Source organism: Paraferrimonas sedimenticola (genome assembly GCF_002282855.1).
In the GTDB taxonomy this organism is placed as follows: Bacteria; Pseudomonadota; Gammaproteobacteria; order Enterobacterales; family Shewanellaceae; genus Paraferrimonas; species Paraferrimonas sedimenticola.
The window spans coordinates 18,225-37,409 of sequence record NZ_NRIR01000012.1; the positions used below are offsets into that span (position 1 = coordinate 18,225).

General features: G+C 52.9%; 16 protein-coding genes. 5 read left to right on the forward strand and 11 right to left on the reverse strand.

Translation table 11 applies throughout. The features are described from left to right. Positions 1-12: 12 nt before the first annotated feature. The 4 genes from CLC93_RS16525 to CLC93_RS16540 are packed head-to-tail and all read right to left on the reverse strand — an operon-like array spanning position 13 to position 3,661. Complete coding sequence (locus CLC93_RS16525; protein ID WP_095507099.1) at positions 13-450, reverse strand: aconitase X swivel domain-containing protein; 438 nt, start codon at positions 448-450, stop codon at positions 13-15. Then, entirely contained in the window at positions 447-1,628 is a 1,182-nt protein-coding gene (locus tag CLC93_RS16530; RefSeq protein ID WP_095507100.1) for an aconitase X catalytic domain-containing protein, read from the reverse strand. Before CLC93_RS16530 ends, CLC93_RS16525 begins: the two co-directional genes overlap by 4 nt. 5 nt (positions 1,629-1,633) lie before the next feature. Further along, positions 1,634-1,915 carry an immunity protein Imm33 domain-containing protein gene (locus tag CLC93_RS16535; protein ID WP_095507101.1) on the reverse strand — a complete coding sequence of 94 codons (282 nt, stop codon included), beginning with the start codon at positions 1,913-1,915 and terminating at the stop codon, positions 1,634-1,636. After that, positions 1,916-3,661, reverse strand: coding sequence for a thiamine pyrophosphate-binding protein (locus CLC93_RS16540; RefSeq protein WP_095507102.1), 1,746 nt, complete (start codon positions 3,659-3,661; stop codon positions 1,916-1,918). Between the two features lie 96 nt (positions 3,662-3,757). Here CLC93_RS16540 and aptA point away from each other — a divergent pair, with 96 nt between their 5' ends. Both aptA and CLC93_RS16550 read left to right on the forward strand, forming a co-directional pair. Next, entirely contained in the window at positions 3,758-5,065 is a 1,308-nt protein-coding gene (aptA, locus tag CLC93_RS16545; protein ID WP_483874415.1) for a PLP-dependent aminotransferase family protein, read from the forward strand. A 267-nt stretch (positions 5,066-5,332) separates the two neighbouring features. Then, complete coding sequence (locus CLC93_RS16550; protein WP_245837186.1) at positions 5,333-7,129, forward strand: AMP-dependent synthetase/ligase; 1,797 nt, start codon at positions 5,333-5,335, stop codon at positions 7,127-7,129. A gap of 94 nt (positions 7,130-7,223) precedes the next feature. Here CLC93_RS16550 and CLC93_RS16555 read toward each other — a convergent pair whose 3' ends face one another. Together CLC93_RS16555 and CLC93_RS16560 are read right to left on the reverse strand one after the other, a co-directional pair. Further along, positions 7,224-8,489, reverse strand: coding sequence for an MFS transporter (locus CLC93_RS16555; protein ID WP_095507103.1), 1,266 nt, complete (start codon positions 8,487-8,489; stop codon positions 7,224-7,226). Positions 8,490-8,511: 22 nt separating this feature from the next. Then, the gene (locus CLC93_RS16560) at positions 8,512-9,948 is read right to left on the reverse strand and encodes a pyridoxal phosphate-dependent decarboxylase family protein (protein ID WP_095507104.1); all 1,437 of its coding nucleotides are present in this window, start codon (positions 9,946-9,948) and stop codon (positions 8,512-8,514) included. A gap of 103 nt (positions 9,949-10,051) precedes the next feature. Here CLC93_RS16560 and CLC93_RS16565 point away from each other — a divergent pair, with 103 nt between their 5' ends. Next, positions 10,052-11,425 carry an NAD-dependent succinate-semialdehyde dehydrogenase gene (locus CLC93_RS16565; RefSeq protein WP_095507105.1) on the forward strand — a complete coding sequence of 458 codons (1,374 nt, stop codon included), beginning with the start codon at positions 10,052-10,054 and terminating at the stop codon, positions 11,423-11,425. A gap of 21 nt (positions 11,426-11,446) precedes the next feature. Here the strand turns inward: CLC93_RS16565 and CLC93_RS16570 are convergent, their stop codons facing one another. After that, positions 11,447-11,878: a PACE efflux transporter gene (locus CLC93_RS16570; protein WP_095507106.1), complete on the reverse strand. Its 432-nt coding sequence runs from the start codon at positions 11,876-11,878 to the stop codon at positions 11,447-11,449. Between the two features lie 87 nt (positions 11,879-11,965). On the opposite strand from CLC93_RS16570, the gene CLC93_RS16575 reads away from it, so the two are divergent. Continuing rightward, complete coding sequence (locus CLC93_RS16575; RefSeq protein ID WP_095507107.1) at positions 11,966-12,865, forward strand: LysR family transcriptional regulator; 900 nt, start codon at positions 11,966-11,968, stop codon at positions 12,863-12,865. Here the strand turns inward: CLC93_RS16575 and CLC93_RS16580 are convergent. The 4 genes from CLC93_RS16580 to CLC93_RS16595 are packed head-to-tail and all read right to left on the reverse strand — an operon-like array spanning position 12,862 to position 18,446. Further along, complete coding sequence (locus CLC93_RS16580) at positions 12,862-13,287, reverse strand: hypothetical protein (protein ID WP_095507108.1); 426 nt, start codon at positions 13,285-13,287, stop codon at positions 12,862-12,864. The two genes, CLC93_RS16575 and CLC93_RS16580, sit on opposite strands and share 4 nt — an antisense overlap. Before the next feature lie 46 nt (positions 13,288-13,333). Further along, complete coding sequence (locus CLC93_RS16585) at positions 13,334-16,501, reverse strand: efflux RND transporter permease subunit (RefSeq protein WP_095507109.1); 3,168 nt, start codon at positions 16,499-16,501, stop codon at positions 13,334-13,336. After that, complete coding sequence (locus CLC93_RS16590) at positions 16,501-17,796, reverse strand: efflux RND transporter periplasmic adaptor subunit (RefSeq protein ID WP_095507110.1); 1,296 nt, start codon at positions 17,794-17,796, stop codon at positions 16,501-16,503. Before CLC93_RS16590 ends, CLC93_RS16585 begins: the two co-directional genes overlap by 1 nt. Beyond that, positions 17,796-18,446 (reverse strand): TetR/AcrR family transcriptional regulator, encoded by a 651-nt coding sequence (locus tag CLC93_RS16595; RefSeq protein ID WP_095507111.1) that lies wholly within the window; start codon positions 18,444-18,446, stop codon positions 17,796-17,798. Before CLC93_RS16595 ends, CLC93_RS16590 begins: the two co-directional genes overlap by 1 nt. Before the next feature lie 158 nt (positions 18,447-18,604). On the opposite strand from CLC93_RS16595, the gene CLC93_RS16600 reads away from it, so the two are divergent. Continuing rightward, complete coding sequence (locus tag CLC93_RS16600; RefSeq protein WP_169903097.1) at positions 18,605-19,168, forward strand: cytochrome P460 family protein; 564 nt, start codon at positions 18,605-18,607, stop codon at positions 19,166-19,168. Positions 19,169-19,185: the final 17 nt, after the last annotated feature.

Here is a 19,185-nt window from a genome sequence, read left to right on the forward strand (position 1 = left end):
ACAAGCTGCTCATCAAGCGATGAGCAGCTGTCCGTCGGATTTGACCGTGACTTGAGCACCGTTGTTGATCACCTCAAACAGGTCATCTCCTGAATACTCAATGATGGGAATGCTCTTCTCAAACCACACCTGAGACAGCACTACGCCAGACACCAGCAAAGAGTCATTACTTTGCACCACTAAAGCAGCGGGTCCCCTGTCCATAGCGACCAAATCAAGCAGCACCAGACCCGTGTGGGTCGAGCCAATACAGCTGGGAAACACCAACACTTTATCGGCGATGTTTTGCGTGAACAGTTCGTGGTGGGCATCGCGCACTTCAGCGCGCTTGCTCGGCAGCATATTAGGTACTTTGCACATGCTAGCGGTGAAGTTGATCGGCTGTTGAGTGACTAATGCCTCACCGCTGGCTTCACCGGCGACCACTACTTTGCCTTGAAGTTGGGTCATGCTGCGTCCTCCAATACACCGCAAATGCGTAAAACGTCTTCGAGATTACCGTAACGAGTGCCTTCTAGGTAGTAGTAAAGTTTACCTGAAGGGGTAAGCACTTCCTTACGACCTAGGCCAATCCGTAGAGACAGCCCAGCCAACGGGCAGTGTTGTAGAATCTCGACTCCAGCCTCTTTCAACTGCGCCATTTCTGGACGTTGCTCCAGCTCGTCGTAAGCCGCGGGGATCAGGTGGAACAAGGTGCGCTTCTTCACCTTTTGGCCAGCGAAATACGGTGCGAGTTCTAGCACTTCATCCAGCGTCATTTGTGGACAGCCAAAGGCCACCACTTTGGCATCTTTAGCCACCGCATGACTGGTTCTGAGCTCGTCCAACATGGCCTGAGTGATAGTAATGGTTTCCTCAGGCGCCTGATTGCCAAATACTGTGGCTTCGTCCGGGGCTTCTGGAGTAACACCCAATACGTGGAATAGAGTCACCGAGCCTGAGCTGGCCATTGCCGCGCCCATGTTTTTAAGCTGGTCAGGGGTAAAGTCGTAATTATCCAGTACAGGCACTCGGTCCACCGCCAACTTGCCCACCAAGAAGCCTAATGCTGGGGCATCCATTTGTTGAATGTCCAAGTGAATGCGCAACTGGCCACGTCGATTTTCATCGAGCAAGAAGCCGAACTCTGGGGTTAAACCGGTGACTGCCTGGCAGATGTCCACCATGATGGAGTTGCGATTGGTTCGCGCCCCAAGCACCGAGTTGGCGTAAATAATCGCCGAGCTTTCTGCCCAGCCCAGCACATCGCCAAACTCGGGTATATTGTGGTGGCGATAACAAACGCAGGAGTAGTTGGGAATGATACCCAAGGCTTCTAGCTGCTGTTCGTGCCACTGCTGTCCGCGAAACACTAAACGGTTTTGCGGCGTGTATTCGTAGCCAGGTCGCGGGTTTAGGGTGGTTGGCACCTTGACCTTGACCCCTTCGTCCACCAATTGCTTGATGATTTGATAGTAGGCGGTGTAAAAGAAAATCTTAAAGCTGCCTGTCAGATGGGCGCTTTTAATGGGTACCAAGCGCTTGGCGTCAAAGGCTTTGCCGTATTCCACCAGTGTCTGCAGACACTTGGCCATGGCGTTGCCTTCGCTTCCCGCCAATATCGCCTCTTGTTCGGGCGTTAACTGCATTGGGGTTACTCTCCCTGTTGTGAAAGGACTTGCCAGCCGGACTCGTCGCGTTCGTAAACCCGGCCGAGCGGGGCGTCGAACAAGTTGGTTAGCTCTTGATAATTGGCCGTCAACTCGGCCAATGGCATTTCTACTATGTTGGCGGGATCCGCCAGATACTCGCCACTCTCGTCTCCCGAGAACACCCGCCAGCCAGTATCCTTGGCGTGCATCGAACGCTCTCGGTAAACAAACCCCGCTGGCAGGCCTTCTAGCACATGGCGGCTGACCAGCAGGGTGCGCGACATTTAGTCTTGCTCCGAATTGCTCAATCGACGCCAAAGCGCGCGCGACATAAAGCGCACCTTGGTACGCAAATCAAAGCGCTTAAAGTTGGTTTTTACCGCACCCGAGGTGAAGCGGGTGGCCTTTGAATAATCGATGCGAACGTCGACAAACACAGGACGGTTTTTCGCAGCCAACTCGTTGGCCTGGGCGATAATGGCGTCGCAATTTTGGTTGCTATCGAGCAGCAAGTATTCGCAGTTAGTGGCCATCGCCAGACCCTGCCAGTTAACACTTGGTAAAACGGTGCAGGTTTTGCGGTTGTAGGGGACTTGCTGAGCTTGACTGATTTGCGACAGCTCACCGTCGTTAAACACGTAATAGACCACCCCGAGCTGATTGTGACTGGCAGTCAGTGCTTCCATACCTGTCATGGCTGCGGCACCATCGCCAACAATGCCCAACACGGTGCGTTCTGGGTTGGCCAGCTTGGCACCGGTAACCGCCGGAATGCAGTAGCCCATGGCGTTAAAATCGGTAGGCGAGATAAAGCCGCCTTCGCAGTGAATCGGCATTAGCTCAGCGGTTAAGAAGGTGTGGTTACCATCGTCGCAAACCACCAGAGCATCGTCATCGATGCCCTTGCGCAGGGCCTGGTAGAAGTGAATTGGGTTGACCCGCTCACCGCTATCATGGGCTTTCCATTCTTCCACATAGGCCGCCTTGTCGGCAGCAATCTTAGCCTTGATGGCACTGCTATCGACAGGCTGCGGCATTGCACTGGCTAGCGCATCGTACAGGCGTGGCAGAATTTGTTTAGCATCGCCCTCTAACTTAACTTTGGCGGGATAGTTTTTGCTAAATACCTCTGGATTAATATCCAGATGAATCAGATTCTCTGTGACCTCAACGCCAAAGCTGCCGGTTGGGATTTCGGAAAAGCGAGTGGCGATGGCCAGCATGCAATCGCACTCAGCAAAGGCGTTTTCTGCGGCGGGTACCGACGAGCGACCAAAGCTCATACCCGTGTGCAACGGATGGCGGCTATCAAGGGCCGACAAACCTTGCAAAGTGGTGGAAATTGGCGCGCCTACATGCTCGGCAATTTTAGCCACCCATTCGCCTGCGCCTTGTGCGCCCCAGCCCACAAAGATGCCTGGGTTCTTAGCGTTCTTAAGCAGCTCCACCGCAGCACTGATTTGGGCATCAATCTCAATTGGAGTAACGGCTGGTGGCTGATAGTCAGGCATGGCATCCACTTCGCCCGCCAACAGTTGCAAATTGACCGGGATTTCTACGTAAACCGGGCCAGGCTCGCCACCGACGGCTATGTCGTAAGCTTGGTAGATGGAAGGAATGATGTCTTGATACTCAGTGGGCTTGAAGCAGGCCTTGGTGATCGGCGCCATCATGGCGTGTTGGTCCATGTCGTGCAGCTGATAGTGATTGCCAGTGTCAGTGCGCACCCCGCCGGTAATGATCAGCATGGGAACCCCGTCCAAATGGGCTTCGGCAATCCCCGAGGCGGCGTGAGTCAAACCGGCCGCCGGAACCAACAACACAGTGCCAATCGAATCCGTGGTACGACTGATAGCATCCGCGGCAAAGCTGGCACCTTCTTCGTGGGTCACTAAATGTGGAGATATGGATTCTGAACGATTGAGCTCATCATAGATTTCCGTGTTGTGAACCCCTGGAATGCCAAAGGTGTGACGCACCCCAATTTGCTCTAAAGCGTGTCGTACCAAGGCGGCTCCGGTTTTTCTCATTGTGAATCCCTCGTTCAAAAAAATCCTATATTGGTTATTGCATAAATTGGACAAAAGTACAATTATATTGCAACAAGTGTTTAACCGGAGTCGCCTGTGCAAACCCCAGAATTAAGTCCTTATTGGATGCCTTTTACCGCCAATCGTCAGTACAAGTCGCAGCCGCGACTATTGGAACGCGCCAAAGACATGCATTACTACGACCAAAGTGGTCGCGCTGTACTCGACGGTACCGCCGGCCTGTGGTGTTGCAATGCCGGCCACAATCGCAGTGCCATTACTCAGGCCATTCAGTCGCAAGCGGACACGCTCGATTACGCGCCTAGCTTCCAAATGGGTCACCCGCTGGCGTTTGAGGCGGCCAAGCGTCTGGTAGACATGGCACCAGACAATTTAACTCATGCCTTTTTCGCCAATTCTGGCTCGGAGGCGGTGGACTCTGCGATGAAGATCGCACTGGCCTATCACGCTGTCAACGGCCAGCCGCAACGCACCCGTTTCATCGGTCGCCACGGTGGTTATCACGGCGTTGGTTTTGGCGGCATTAGTGTTGGTGGGCTGGTCAACAACCGTCGTCAGTTCGGTCATGGCTTAAGTGGTGTGGATCACTTACCTTCGCTAAAAGACCCCAAGCTGGCCTTTACCAAGGGGCAGTCGAATGAGGGAGCCGACAAGGCTGACCATTTGATTGAGCTGATTGGTCTGCACGGCGCTGATACCATTGCCGCGGTTATCGTCGAGCCAGTGCAAGGCAGTGCTGGGGTTATCGTACCGCCAGAGGGTTATCTGCAGCGCTTGCGCGAGCATTGCGATGCCCACGGCATTTTACTGATACTGGATGAAGTGATTACCGGCTTTGGTCGCCTTGGTGCGCCATTTGCGGCACAGCGCTTTGATGTTCGTGCCGATTTGATCACCTGTGCCAAAGGGCTGACCAGTGGTACCGTGCCCATGGGCGCTGTGCTGGTGGACCAAAAGGTTCATGACACCATGGTCAATGGCGCGCCAGAAGGACAAATAGAACTGTTTCACGGCTACACCTATTCGGGTCACCCGTTGGCGGCGGCCTCGGCGATAGCCACATTAGAGCTGTACCAACACGAAAACCTGTTCGATCGAGCTCGCGAGCTTGAGGGCTATTGGGAAAGCGCGCTGCACAGTCTTCGTGAACTGGACGATGGCATAGTCGACATTCGCAACTTAGGCCTAATGGGCGCGGTCGAATTTGAGCCCAGTGGCGGCACGCGCGCTTATCGAATCTTTGAAAACGCCTTCTTCGAGCAAGATCTACTGGTACGTGCTAGTGGCGATTTCATCGTGATGTCACCACCGCTTATTCTTACCAAAGCTGACATCGACCAAATCGTAACTCGACTAGGTAAAGCAATTCAGGCTTGCCGGTAGCTTCACCGTACAAGTGTTATAAAAGCGCTCTATCGAGCGCTTTTTTGTTGCCTCTGTTAAACCTTTGAGTGAATAAGTGTGACCGCAAGCGCCCTTGACTATTGAGGTTAGAGTATTTACTTGAAAATATAAGCGCACAACTGTACGCTCAGCTTCGTTTTTCTCAAGTGTGCGCTAATCAAGGCTACACTCTAGAGATAAAACAGTGTCCAAGTGCCTTTATGCAGTGCTGAGAAAAGTGCTGCTCACCCAGTTAGGAGAAAGCCAGTGTCCAGCGCGCACATTCTGATTCAGTTACGTCATGCCATCGCCAACCGCGGAGAACAAACTGCGTTGCGTTGTCGATTAGAGGGCCAGTGGCAGGATATGACTTGGCAGGCTTTCGACCAGCAAATTCAGGCAATCAGCCGAGGTTTGCTAGCCTTAAAAGTCGCTCACCAAGATAAGGTGGGGATCATGGCGGGCAACTCTGGCCGCTGGATCAGTGCCGATATTGGCATAATGAGCATTGGCGCAGTGACAGTACCCATTTATCCAGGCAGCAGTGACGATCAGGTCGCGCATATCGTTAAAGACGCCGAAATCGATTGTTTGATTGTGGCTGGCGAACAAGAGTTTGCTCAGGGCCACGCGCTACTTGAAAGCGGTCAAATCCGCCATCTGATACGTCTGGACCAGGATACGGTAACTTCGAATGACCAAAGCGAATTGGGCTTCGCACAGCTGCTTAAACTGGGTTCTAGCGATGCCGCACAAGCACTGGCCAAGGCCCGCTTAAACGCGCTTAAAGGCGATGACCTGTTCACTTTGATTTATACCTCAGGTACCACGGGCGAGCCTAAGGGTGTGATGCTGGATTACGACAACATGCACGCCTCGTTCACCATTCACGACGATTTTATTTCGGTGGACGAAAACGACGAGTCATTGGCGTTTTTACCATTAAGCCATGTATTTGAGCGCGCTTGGTCCCTGTACTGCTTGCGCCGTGGCGCCACAGTGGCCTTTTTGAATGACCCGCGCTTGGTGGTACAAGCGCTCAGTGAAATCAAACCGACCTTGCTGGCCTCAGTCCCGCGCTTGTTTGAGAAAATTCACGCCGGTGTGTTCCACAAGTTGGAATCTGCCAGCGCCACTAAACGTCGCCTGTTTGGTTGGGCCACTAGAGTGGCCGATAAGGCCCTTGAGTATCAACTACAAAGCAAGTCGCTTCCGGCCGGATTGGCATTGCAGCACAAGCTGGCGGACAAGCTGGTACTGAGTAAACTGCGTGGCCTGCTGGGTGGGCGAATTCGCTTTATGCCGTGCGGTGGTGCCAAGCTCGACGCCACTGTAGTGCGCTTTTTCCACAGCCTTGGGCTGAATGTTATTTGCGGTTATGGCATGACCGAAACCAGCGCAACCGTGGCCGCCTTTGCACAACCGTTAAAAGACTTTGGCAGTTGTGGTAAGCCACTGCCCGGACTAGAAATACGTCTAGGGGCGGACAATGAAATCCAGGTAAAAGGCGCGACCGTGATGCGCGGTTACTACAATCGCCCTGAAGCTACCGACGAGTCGTTTGATGGCGAGTGGCTTAAGACCGGAGATGCCGGTGAAATCAACGAGGCTGGTGAGTTGGTGATTGTAGAGCGCATCAAAGAATTAATGAAAACCTCTAACGGCAAATATGTGGCCCCACAACGGGTGGAGGGTGCTATCTCTCAAGATCACTTCATTGAGCAAGTGGCTATTATTGCCGACGGTCATCACTTTGTCAGCGCTTTGGTGGTACCAAGTTTTGAGGCGCTAGAAGAGTATGCCAAAGCGCAACAGATTCGCTTTGAGTCATTGGCACAGCTGCTAGATCACGACCGCATTAAAGCTCTACTGGCGGAGCGTATCGCTGAGTGTCAGCAGCACCTAGCGCCCTATGAGCGGGTGAAGCAATATCGACTGTTGGCCAGAGAGTTTTCCGCCGAGTTGGGCGAACTCACTCCTACCATGAAGCTCAAGCGTCGTGTGATTAACCAAAACTATCGCGAGCAGATTGCGGCCATGTATCGCAGCAAAGCGCCGGCGTAAGCTGGCGTTGGCGGGTGCGCTTAGGGCTTGCACAAAATAGTGGGTGCCTAGATTAGGCACCCGACGCTAAATGGAAGAACTAACAGTTGCGGGATTAGTAGCGCAGACGTCGGTACAAAGTCAGCAGTAACAAACCGTTGGCAATTGCTACCACAGACACTATCCAAGTGCCGCTGCCGTCGCCAATAATCGGTGCGACGAGTACTGGGCCGAGCCCGCCGCCAATCATGGTGGACAGACCGTTATATAGCCCCACGCCAGAAGCAATCGAATCCCCAGGCAGAATTTTCTGAACTAGTGCAAACTCGGCAGTAGGGAAGGCCGAAATACAGAAAGTCGCAGCGCTAAAGCCCACCACAGTGAGCCACAAGCTTTGAGCTTCAAGCGCAATAAATATAGCTACACTGGCGCCGATAAAACCAGTGGCGGCCACTATCGCGCGGCGATTTAGGCGATCGCCGATTTGCGACCAGAACACCAAGCCAATCAGGCTAAAGACGAAAGGCAAGGGTACCAGCCAGGTGAGCTCTTCGTAGGGAATGCCTTTTTTCTCGGTAAAGAAAGTCGGTAGCCAACTGGCAATACCCAGTGCCACTACGTTATTCATCATGCCGGCGAACAATATCGCCAAATAGCTTTTGTTGCGCAGCAGTTGATGCCAGCGAAGCGAGGGAGTGTCTGACGTCGTTTCAGTTGCACCGGCTTCGATATGCGCCAATTCATCAGGGTGAAGATTGGCCACTTGCTGAGGTTTGTCTTTGACCCAAATCCATATCAGCGGCCAGGTAATCAACAAGCCCGCGGCCGCAAGAATGTAAAAGCCTGCGCGCCAACCAAAAGTCTCCATCATGGGAACCATGATAAAGGGCGCTGCCAGCATGGCTAAAAACAGCCCGCTGATCCACAAACTGTTGGCGCGCGAGCGTTCGTTCAGCGGGAACCAGTTCTTGGTCAACTGAGCCATCATTGGGAAGTGCGGGCCTTCCGCCAGACCCAGCAAAACGCGAGAGGCTGCAAACACCATTAGCCACTGACTGGCCCAAGCGCCCATGGCGGTGAACAGACTCCACAGTGCGACAATACACAACAGGCTTTTTCGAGGACCAAAGCGAGATGCCAGCGGGCTTAGAAAGATGTTGGCAATGCCATAGCCGACGTAAAACAGGCTCATTAGCCAGCCGCCATAGTCTTGGATCTCGTCGCTACTCCAGCCAAACTCTTGCGCCATCAATGGAATCGCAAAGCTGATGTTGAGTCGGTCCAAGTAGCCGATGAACAGGCTGATGCCTAGCACTAAGGCTAGGCGCCAGCGATATCCTGTGGCTAGGGGGTGAGCTGTCATGGCTCCGGCCTGTTGCATGAGGCGCTATCCTTAGCCAGCGTTAGGCAGGCATGTAAATTTGGTTGATGAACTCTCCTAACAGCACTTCGCGACTGTCGGCTGAGATACCATTGAGCAAGGCGTTAATGTCTTCCATGCGCTCCGGTGGATTGCTTGGGTCAATGCCTAGCATGGCGCTAATTTTGCCAAGATCCTGAGGGGTCGCGTTTTCCAGCATGGCTTTGATTTGTGGGTCCAGCGCTTGCTGCTTAGCCTCAGCGTGTTGTGCGCTGCGCAAAGCGGCCACCATCTCGGTCAAGTCGGCAATAAAGGCGTCCATTTGCTCCACGTTATGGTAGCCAATCGACAAGTGCAAGTTCTCCTGGCTGTTCTCGAAACTAAACTGAGGCTGTATGTACCAGCCGCGTGTTTTCATTTCATCCGCCAATGGGAAGATATTGAAATCAGTCGCTTTTAACGCAATCAGATTGGCTTTCGGGTCACCCATTACCGCCAGTCCATCGATGCCTTCGACGGCTTTTAGCAGCTTGATGGTGGCAGCTTGCGAGGCGTCGACTAGACGCTCATAGCCCTCGCGACCCATGTAGTTAAGGATTGCCCAGCAAGCGGCCACCGGTCCGCCACTCTTAGTAGACGTCACGCCTGGGTTAATCACTGCATAACCGGTCCAGTTGGCGTGGCTGAAAATCTGGTAGCGGCGCACATCGGCGTCGTTATACAAAATGCATGAGGCGCCCTTAGCGGCGTATCCCCACTTGTGGAAATCCATCGACAGCTGGGTGACACCTGGTACACCCATGTCGAAGTTGGGGATGTCATAACCTAAGGATTTGGCAAACGGCAGGTACATACCGCCAACGCAGCAATCCACATGGAATAGAATGTTGTGCTTGAGCGCGATTTGGCCCAAATCTTCGATTGGGTCAATGGCGCCGTGGCCATAACTTGGCGCGCTGCCTACCATCAAAATGGTGTTGTCGGTAATGGCAGCGTCCATTTTTTCAGGGATGGCGCGAAAGTTGTCATCCACCTCAACGGTTACTGGAATCAAATCAAAGTACTGGCATGCTTTGAAGAAGGCCGCGTGAGCGGTGACTGGCAATACGATTTCTGGCTGAGTGATGTGCGGTTGTAGATCGCGAGCTCGGTCTCGAGCAGTCTTTAGCGACAGCAGAATACTCTCGGTGCCACCAGAGGTGAAGGTGCCCGAGCCATTTTCGCTGGCGTTAACCAGGTCCATCGCCATACCAATCACTTCTTTTTCCAGCTGCATACAACTTGGGAACGAAGTGGGATCCAGACCGTTCTCGGTCATGTACATGGTAAAGGCTTGCTCAAGTAGGTCCATGGCTTCTTCGCCAGCGTCGTATACGTAGGCAAATACCTTGCCTTCGGACCAGGGCACGTCAAATTGCTTAGTGGCGCTGAGTTGTTGTAGCAATTCCTGCTTCTGACGACCTTGTACTGGAAACTTCATCTTTGGTCCTTAAATTTGGTTCAATAAGTAATGTTTATTTGATAGCAATTATTGTACGATAGTGCAAGAAACTTTTTATTAACATGTCGTCGGGAGTGATCGAATGTCGCTGTTTTACACCCTTAACCCATACACGGGTGAGACCGAAAATGAATTTGCCGCAGATGAGGCGCAAGCCCTACAAAATAAGCTCTCTCAGGCACATCAAGCCTGGTTATCTTGGCGAAACAGCGAGTTACAGACACGGGTGGATTTGTTACTGCGACTGGCTGACTGTCTAGAAGCCAAGGCGCCCACTTTAGCCGACACCATGACGCGAGAAATGGGAAAACTGACCTCAGAAGCTTTGGCCGAAGTGCAAAAGTGCGCCAGCGTTTGTCGCTACTACGCCAGGGAAGGGGTTGCGTTGGTACAAAGCCAGGCGCTCTCTGCCGACCAAGACCGAGCGGAAGTGCGCTATCTCCCCAAAGGTATAGTGTTTGCCATCATGCCTTGGAACTTCCCACTGTGGCAGGTATTCCGCTTTTTGGCGCCAAGCCTGTTAGCAGGTAACACTGTGCTGTTAAAGCACGCGCCTAACGTGGCGGCCAGCGCAATTGCTATTGAAGAATTAATGCGCGAGGCCAATGCGCCTGAGCATCTGATGCAAAACCTGTTTATCGATGTGGATCAAGTCGAGCGTGTGATTGGCGATAGCCGCATTGCCGGTGTGACTATCACAGGGTCTGAGCGCGCAGGTCGTGCTGTGGGTGCGCTGGCGGGCAAGTACCTCAAGCCTTCGGTACTGGAGCTGGGGGGCTGTGATCCTCTGGTGGTATTGGACGATGCGGATCTTGAGGGCGCAGTAAACGCGGCAATGATCTCGCGATTTATGAACGCCGGACAAACCTGTATTGCGGCCAAGCGCTTCATTGTGGATGCGCAGGTTTACGATGAGTTTCGCGACCGCTTGGTGGCACGCATTGAAGCGCTGCACTATGGCGATCCCACTCTAGCCGAGACCAATCTCGCGCCAATGGCTCGCGCAGATTTGCGCGATGGACTGCAGCAACAACTGCAAAAAAGCTTGGCCCAAGGCGCTGTCATGACCATTCCCGGTGGCAGCATCGATGGCACTTACGCAGGGTTTGCTCCCTGTTTACTAGAGCAGGTAACCAGCGATATGGAAGCCGGCAAAGAAGAGATGTTTGGCCCTGTGGCCAGTCTTATCAAAGCAGAAAATGCCCAACAGGCAATAGCGATTGCCAATGGACCGCGGTTTGGCCTAGGTGCTAGCCTTTGGAGTCAGGACCGCGAACGCGCTTGGGCGCTTGCCAGCGAGCTGCAGACCGGTGCTGTGTTTATCAATGGCTTTGTAAAAAGCGACCCGCGTTGGCCGTTTGGTGGCACTAAGGACAGTGGTTATGGGCGCGAACTATGGGCCGATGGCGCGCGCTCGTTCTGCAACGCACAGACGGTTTGGCAAGCCAAAGGCTAGGCCGAGGTTTGAGTCCGAGCGCTAACCGGCGCTCGGGCTTGGCTGTGGAATCGGAAAGATTTTATCGTAGGCCAGATTGTAGAAATAGGTGTAGAACAAGTAGAACACCACAAAGCTCATATCCATCAGCAGTGCCTGCCAAAAGCCCACGCCAAGATACCAAGCAATCAGCGGGATACTGATAACAATCAGTCCACCTTCAAAGCTACAGGCATGCAAAACGCGCAGTTTTTGCGACTTGTTGGTATGACCCCAGCGCTTGAGCATCATGCGATCAAAACCGTAGTTGAATACAAAGTTCCAACCCGTGGCCAGCAAGGACAACACAATGCTAATTCCACCGGCTTGGGCCAACTCGACACCGAATAACCAAGTGAGTAGAGGGATCATCATTAGCAAGCCGATGGCTTCAAAACCAATGGTGTGCCTGATTCTGTCGAATGTCGAACGCATTGTCTGCTCGCTGTTTTTGATAAAGTGCAGCGATTATAGTTAACTGTTCAGATAATAAAAGTTGGGTAGTATCAGTTTAGGTGATACATGGCGTTTTCAAATCTCGATTACTTACAGGCTTTTGTCACCGCGGCAGAAGTGGGCTCTTTTAGCGCGGCAGCGCGTAAGCTGGGCAAGGCGCAAAGTGCAGTCAGTACAGCGGTGTCCAACCTTGAACTCGACCTTGGTGTGGAATTGTTTGACCGCTCGCAACGCTACCCCAAACTTACCGAGCAGGGGCGTCACTTAAAAGACGAGGCCGCGCTGATTTTAGAGCGTTGCCAAATTTTGCAGCACAAAGCGGATGGTTTGCACCGCGAGGTAGAATCATCGGTCACCATTGCCATCGATGAAAACCTACTGGTCAGCCAGTGGAACCTGGTGCTGGATCGCTTCGTAGAGCGCTACCCCCATGTCAACTTGCACATGCTACACCCAATCACCGAAGGTGCTTTAGAGTTGGTTACTAAGGGTGAAGCTGACTTAGCCATGGTATGTCAGCAAGAGTCCATGCCAGATAAGCTCAAAATCCATTCGCTGCAGCGCCAGCAGGTTAGAGTAGTTATAGCGCCCAGTCACGAGCTGGCGCAGAACATGCCGGTACCCGATGACCACCCAAGCTTACACCGTCAGATTTTAGTGGCGGAGTCACGCTGGTTCACCCATGGGCATGGCAATTATGCGGTGGATGTGTGGACTACGGAGAGCGTGTTGACCGCCTTGTACCTAGTCGAGGCGGGGTTTGGCTGGGCGGTACTGCCCAACCCAATCGTAGAGCAAGGGTTGGCGCAAGGTAGCCTGGTGGAGCTGAAAATGGAAACTCTGGAGAGCGCTTGGTATACCTCAACCGACCTGATTTGGCACGCTTCGCGTACTTTGGGACCCGCGGCTCAATGGCTGTGGCAGTGTATTGTCGACGAGGTAAAAGCCTCAAAAGCTACCCCTTAATCTAACGCCAATAAAGTGGTTCGAATGCGCTCTCGCAGCGCATCGGCACTTTGATTGATGGCCTCAATCGCCGCGGGTTGTTGCCCGAGCCTATCCCAGTGTGCTTGCCAGGCAGATTTCAGCCCTAGGCATTCGCGACTGACCGCCTCGGATACCAAGGGACACAGGTCGTTAATCACCCCGACTTTGACCCAGCCGAGCCTCGGATTGCCTTCAATAGGGTCGTTGTCGTAGTGAGCGGCGTAGGCCACTCGCTCAAACTCGGATAGCTGAATCAGAATCTCAAAGCTGGCGGTGCGCACCGTGTTGTTGCGCTCGCTGACTTCGAGTCGCCACGTGTTGTAGCTAAAGCCAACTAAGGCAAACACTAGGCTGATAATCGCGGTGGCGTGATAGCTGGCCAGTCTCGACCGGATTTTCATGCACGCCTCCGCTATTCATTATCAAGTATCAACCTACTGATTATAGTTAGCTTTTTGCTGCTTCAGGTGACTCCATCTGATCTTCATGGTGCTTGCTCATCCAATCTTGATCTGCCAGAACCGCATAGGCGGCTGGAATGATAAACAGCACCAACATGGTCGAGGCAAAGATGCCAAACACAATGGATATCACCAAAGGCTTCACTACTTGCGCTTGTAAGCTGGTTTCTAGCATCAGTGGTAACAGACCGGCAGCTGTGGTCAACGAAGTCAAAAGCACCGCGCGAAAACGCTCAACACTGGCTTCAATTACCGCACCAATCACTTCTTCGCCCCGTTTGAGGTGATGGCGTATGTACTGCACCAACAAAATCGAGTCGTTGACCACAATCCCAGCCAGCGAGATAAAGCCCATGATGGACGGCATGGACAAGCTATGGCCCAACAGTAGGTGGCCCCACAGCACGCCAATTAGCGCCAGTGGTATCGCCGCCATGATCACGAACGGCTCTTGGTAACTTCTAAACTGAACGCTAAGTACCGCAAACAAGCCAAACAAACCAATAGCGAAGCCTTTGCCCAAGCTTGAACCTGTGGTTTGACTCTCTTTAGCCGAGCCTTCGAACTCCACTCGTAAGCCCGGATATTTGGCTTGTAAATCGCTTAAAAAGCCCTGTTGCAGCTCCGCCAGAATTTCATTGTTGTTGGCGCGGCTGTAATCCACGTCGGCCATCACACTCACGGTCCGCAGGCCATTGATGCGCTGAATGCGAACAAAGTTTCGTTGATGCTCGATTTGCGCCACTGCCGATAGCGGTATTTGACTGCCGTCTTGCAGCATCACTGGGAAGTTCTCCAGTGCGGTCAAATCGCCCGCTTGCTGCTTGTCCAGTCGCACTTCGATTTTCAGGTTTTCAGGGCCTACCTGAATTTCATCCGCGGTTTGGCCGAAGTAAGCACCGCGCAGTTGTGAGGCAATGGTTTGACCGTCCACGCCGTAGACCTCGGCGCCAGGTAACAGAGACACTTGCAACTCGGCTTTACCCACGCGCATATCGTCCAAAACACCATACACGCCGTCGTACTTTTTCAGACGTTGTTGCAAGTCCTGTGAGGCCAGCTTGAGGTCTGGCAAGGAGTCGTGCATCAAGCGAATCTCGATATCTCGACCCGCCGGCCCCATCGAAGGCTGTTTGAATACCATGGACAGCGGTAAGGCTTGTTCACCGGTGGCATCGCGCCAGTCGTGAATAAAATCGTCAATCAGAGTCTCACGCACTTCTGCCGACAATAAATCTAAGCGCACAGTGGCTAGGTGAGGACCTTTTTCACTGGCGTCAGCGTTGAAGTTGTACTGAGCCGTAATATCCAGCACCAAGGGCTCGCCGTCTTCAAACTCACGCTCGTATTTGGCTGTGGTTTGCTCAGCGGCGGCAATCACCTTTTTGACCACAGACTGGGTCTGAGACAAGGTCGCACCTGGCGGCAAAATGATCCGCGCCTCGGCGATATCGCCATCAAGCTCCGGAAAGGCGACAAACTTCAACGCGCCGCCGGCCACCAATGCAAATGATGCCAGCAGCAAACCAAAGGTGGCGCCGATCGCTAGGTAGCGGCGATGCACCACCCAAGTCACCGCGCGGCGCAGCTTGTTTTGACGAAACTTCTCGAATTTTTGGTGGAAATTGTTCTTAAACCCTGTGGCGCGAGCCACTAAGGGATGTGGTGCTTTCTGTGGCAACTTGGCTTTGCGCTCGGTGCTTTCTAGCGAGTGGTATAAGTGCGCTGGCAAAATGATAAAGGCCTCGAGTAGGCTAATCGCCAACACTAATATCAGCGCCATAGGGACCACTTTCAGCACAGCGCCCATCTGACCTTCAAGCCACAGCAAACTACCCAGGATAAAGATGGTGGTTAGGAATGACGAGCAGACCCCTGGTGCGACTTTCTTAACCCCTTCTATCACGGCTTCGGCGGGTTTGAGCCCGCGCTCCACGTGGGAGGCGATAGACTCAGCTATCACAATCGCGTCGTCCATCATGATACCGATGGCCATCAGCAAGGCGACCAGCGACATGATATTGATCGAAAGTCCCATCAAGCCCATTAAGAACAGACCGCCCATAAAGGCCACGGGCAATCCGGCCGACACCCAAAAGGAATAGCGCAGCGAGAAGAACAGCCACATGCTAAAGAACACCAAGATTATCCCTTGCCAGCCGTTTTTTAGCATCATGTTGAGACGATCGCTAACCAGCGAGGACATATCATTGGTCAAGGTTAAGGTGACGCCCTCTGGCGCGCGCAAACGCTCTTGGTCAACAAACTCTTGGACTCTGGCCTTAACCCTTAATGCATCTTCGGCTTTGTTCTTTTGAATCTTGATCAGCGCCGCCGGCTTGCCGTTAAAGCGAATTTGCTCCTCGTCTAGCTCAAAGCGATCCGTTACTGAGGCGATGTCGCTAAGGCGCACCACAGCACCATCATTGTTTGAGGCAATGACAGTTTTCGCCAGCTCGTTTGGCGTGACTTTGCGCTCGTCAAAGCGAATCAGCAGGTTCTTGTCGGCAAGCTCAATGGTGCCCGCAGGCATTTTCACGTTTTGTCGACTGACCTTATCGGCGATGTCGGCAATCGTCAGCCCTAGGCGACGCACGGCTTCGGTGTCCACTTCGATGCGAAGCTGGTGGTCAGAGAAGCCCGTGATGGTCACAAGCTTTACCCCGGCATCAATTTTTAACCGACGCTTAAGGTCTTCCGCGTAGGCTTTGAGGTGCGGCCAGCTAGCGTCAGCGGCCACTGCGATATCCACCACGTTGTCGGCCCAGTCCTGCTCTTTGACAATCGGTGGTTCAATCTCTTGCGGGAAGTCTTTTACCGCGTTGATTTGGGTTTGCACATCCAGCAAGGAACGGCCCATATCCGCATCTTCGGTGAGCTTGATGGTCAATTTAGCCAAGCCCTCTTGGGCGTCACAGCGCACCTCGACGGTATTGTTCAGACCGTCCACCGCGTCTTCTAAGCGCAGACACAAGCTCTCTTCCACTTCTTGTGGTGAAGCGCCAGGGTAGACTACAGAAGCATTAATGTAAGGTGGCGAGTACTCGGGAAAGGTCTCGCGCTTGAGGTTCGGAAGCGCGGTCAGACCCAGTAAAATTAGCCCCATCATCAATAAGTTGGCGACGGTGGGGTGACGAATGACAAAGCCGAGCATTATTGATTCTCCTCAGCTTGGGTGCGCAATGACATGCCAGCAATCGCCGGCACCAAGTCATTAAGAACCAGAAGATCCCCTTGGTTGATTTCACCGCGAATCGCCACGCCTTCGGGCGAACGGTACAGAACATCAACGGGCTTAATCACGAGCTGTTGTTGCGCGTCCATCAGGTAGATTGACTCACCGTGCAGCGCACGCTCGGGGATCAGGTACTGTGGCTGGCTGCGACCTTTGATGTGGGCGCTTAGAAACATGCCTTTGGTCAGCGGCGGCTTGGCCAGCAGTTGCATGTGGCGCAGGTCTTGTTCCACTTCCAAGTAAACACCAATGGTGGCTTGATCAGGGCTAACGTTATCGGCCACACGAGTCACCTTGGCGGGCCAAACAAAAGTCTCGCCCGAGCTTTGCATACGCAGCTCGCCGGCAAGCGCCAACGACTCGAACGATGGCAAACTGCCTTGGCTAGAGAAGTCGTCCATGCTGGAGATCAAAGTGCGCAGGTCGCTTAACGACAGTTCGGCTTTGACTTCCACTAGGCCCAATCGCTGCGCGGAAATCATGGTGCTGCCCTGGCTGACCACTTGGTCGAGCTCGATGTTAACCTCGCCAATGCGCGCGTCAAACGGCAGTACGATACGGGTTTTATCCAGCTGTCGTTGGGCGTCTTCTAACTTGGCCTGGTCCACTTGAAACTGAGCTTCGGCAACCTTGCGCTCATCTGGCATGAGGTCAAGCTGGTTTTGCATGTCGGCGATTAGCTTTTGTTGCGCGAGTAGGCTCTGTTTTTGTAACTCCACTTCTGAGTTAGATATCAAGTTGTTCTTATTGAGATTGCGGCGACGCTGGAACTCTTGGTCGACCAATTTGAGCTTTTGAGTCTCGATGTCCAAAGTCTCTTTGAGGTTTTCCTCTTCTAGATTGAGCTTTTGTAGATTGACCTTGGTGGCATTTAGATTTGCCTGAGCTTGTGCCAGTTTGAGTTGGTACTCCAGTGGGTCCACCTGAGCCAGTACAGTGCCTTTTTCTAGCAAACGACCCGGCTCCAACTGCGGGTGTTTTTCCACTAGGCGGCCACTGACTTCAGCCATGGCTTGCCATTGGTACTTTGGCGCCACTCGACCATAACCGATAACCTCGGGGGCTGACATTTGCTGAGTCAGCGGCGTCACTTCGACCAAGCGGCGGCTATCGAACGCCGGCTGATTAGAAGGCGGACGGTTTAGCAAAATGGCGATTATCAAAAGCAACAAGCCAATGCCTATGCCTGGCAGCACAAAACGTTTCTGATTCATTAGGTTAACTCCTTAGTGGGTGCCAGCATGGCTTCCAGCAATGCGCCGTTGTGTTTTGCCAGACGGTCGAGAAACTCTGGGGTCATTTTTAGATTGAGTTCAGTGCGAAATCGATCGGGCATCAAAAATGGGAAAATGGTGAGACTAAAAAAGCTGATACGCGCTAGCTCTGGGTCGACATCGTCGCCCAGCACTCCGGCTTTCTTGAGTTGGTCGAACACCTGAATTTCGCCGGGATGCACCACCTCAAACAGCAACTTTTTGATTTCTACTGCCTGTGGGTCTGACTCGTCTGCAGAAGCTATGCGCAACAGCATTTTGGGAAATTGTGGGTGATGCACCATGACCTGGTAGTAGCGATTGAGCATCTCTGCTAAAGAGGTTGGGCTGGCTTGACGCTGCGCATGTTGCAGGGCTTGCATCACGGGCTCTGAGGTCTCTTTGAGCATGGCGCTGAACAGTTGGGCTTTGGAGCCAAAGTAGTAGCGAATTAGGCCTGGATCTGTGCCTGCCAAGGCTGCAATCTTACGAGTGGAGACTTTTGAGTAATCCAGCTCCATAAATAACTCGCGCGCAGCGTCGAGCAATCGCGCTCGATTGTCCTGTGTGTCGGTGGGGCGGCCCACCTTGTTTTTAGTTTGTGACGACATGATATATTCCTCGCTTGGGGAATAGAGTAGTTGGCAGCGAACCGATAACGCTAGCAAAACAATTCCGCGATATTCCTCAATTGAAGAATTATGTCGGTTAGCCGCCGTCTCAAATAGCTCCTATGCTTGTATTTCAAGGGAGTTTTGAAGAGGGCGAAATGAAGCTACTACAAGGGTTTTGCTGGATTTTTACTGCTGCCTTGGCGATGCGCGTTAGCGCCGAGCCCAATTTGCAACAAACTTTTTCAACATGGGTCAATGCCAACGGTGAGTTGCGCTTGCCTACAAATTTGCAACGGGGTTGGTTACATCTTGGTAGCTCAGCCCTGATGGCTGCCGACGGTACTCGAATCGAGTCGATTCACAGTGTCTACACTCAAGCGGATGCCGCCGATTATTATCGCAAACACGGCAAATTTGCCGACGGCACTGTGCTTATTAAAGAGATTCGATTTGCCAATATGAACGACTTGGTTACCGGGGCACTGGCTAGCGCAGACGCGGTGGATGTTTGGTTTATGATGGTCAAGGACACACGTGACAGGTTTAAAGGCAAGCGAGATTGGGGCAAGTCTTGGGGATGGGCGTTGTTTGGCAGTAATGACCCAACCACCAATGTGTCTGCGGGGTACGAGCAGGAATGCTTGGGTTGCCACGTACCAGCCAAGCGCAGCGATTACGTGTATACCAAACTCTACCCTGGGTTGAGACCCGGCCCCTAATTCACGAAACTGTCATT

Bases quoted from the DNA above. Each gene is read 5' to 3' on its own strand.
- CLC93_RS16530 (WP_095507100.1), bottom strand. From the start codon at position 1,628: ATGCAGTTAACGCCCGAACAAGAGGCGATATTGGCGGGAAGCGAAGGC.
- CLC93_RS16560 (WP_095507104.1), bottom strand. From the start codon at position 9,948: ATGAAGTTTCCAGTACAAGGTCGTCAGAAGCAGGAATTGCTACAACAA.
- CLC93_RS16575 (WP_095507107.1), top strand. From the start codon at position 11,966: ATGGCGTTTTCAAATCTCGATTACTTACAGGCTTTTGTCACCGCGGCA.
- CLC93_RS16570 (WP_095507106.1), bottom strand. From the start codon at position 11,878: ATGCGTTCGACATTCGACAGAATCAGGCACACCATTGGTTTTGAAGCC.
- CLC93_RS16525 (WP_095507099.1), bottom strand. From the start codon at position 450: ATGACCCAACTTCAAGGCAAAGTAGTGGTCGCCGGTGAAGCCAGCGGT.
- CLC93_RS16590 (WP_095507110.1), bottom strand. From the start codon at position 17,796: ATGAATCAGAAACGTTTTGTGCTGCCAGGCATAGGCATTGGCTTGTTG.
- CLC93_RS16540 (WP_095507102.1), bottom strand. From the start codon at position 3,661: ATGAGAAAAACCGGAGCCGCCTTGGTACGACACGCTTTAGAGCAAATT.
- CLC93_RS16535 (WP_095507101.1), bottom strand. From the start codon at position 1,915: ATGTCGCGCACCCTGCTGGTCAGCCGCCATGTGCTAGAAGGCCTGCCA.
- CLC93_RS16585 (WP_095507109.1), bottom strand. From the start codon at position 16,501: ATGCTCGGCTTTGTCATTCGTCACCCCACCGTCGCCAACTTATTGATG.
- CLC93_RS16580 (WP_095507108.1), bottom strand. From the start codon at position 13,287: ATGAAAATCCGGTCGAGACTGGCCAGCTATCACGCCACCGCGATTATC.
- CLC93_RS16555 (WP_095507103.1), bottom strand. From the start codon at position 8,489: ATGCAACAGGCCGGAGCCATGACAGCTCACCCCCTAGCCACAGGATAT.
- CLC93_RS16600 (WP_169903097.1), top strand. From the start codon at position 18,605: ATGAAGCTACTACAAGGGTTTTGCTGGATTTTTACTGCTGCCTTGGCG.
- CLC93_RS16565 (WP_095507105.1), top strand. From the start codon at position 10,052: ATGTCGCTGTTTTACACCCTTAACCCATACACGGGTGAGACCGAAAAT.
- CLC93_RS16595 (WP_095507111.1), bottom strand. From the start codon at position 18,446: ATGTCGTCACAAACTAAAAACAAGGTGGGCCGCCCCACCGACACACAG.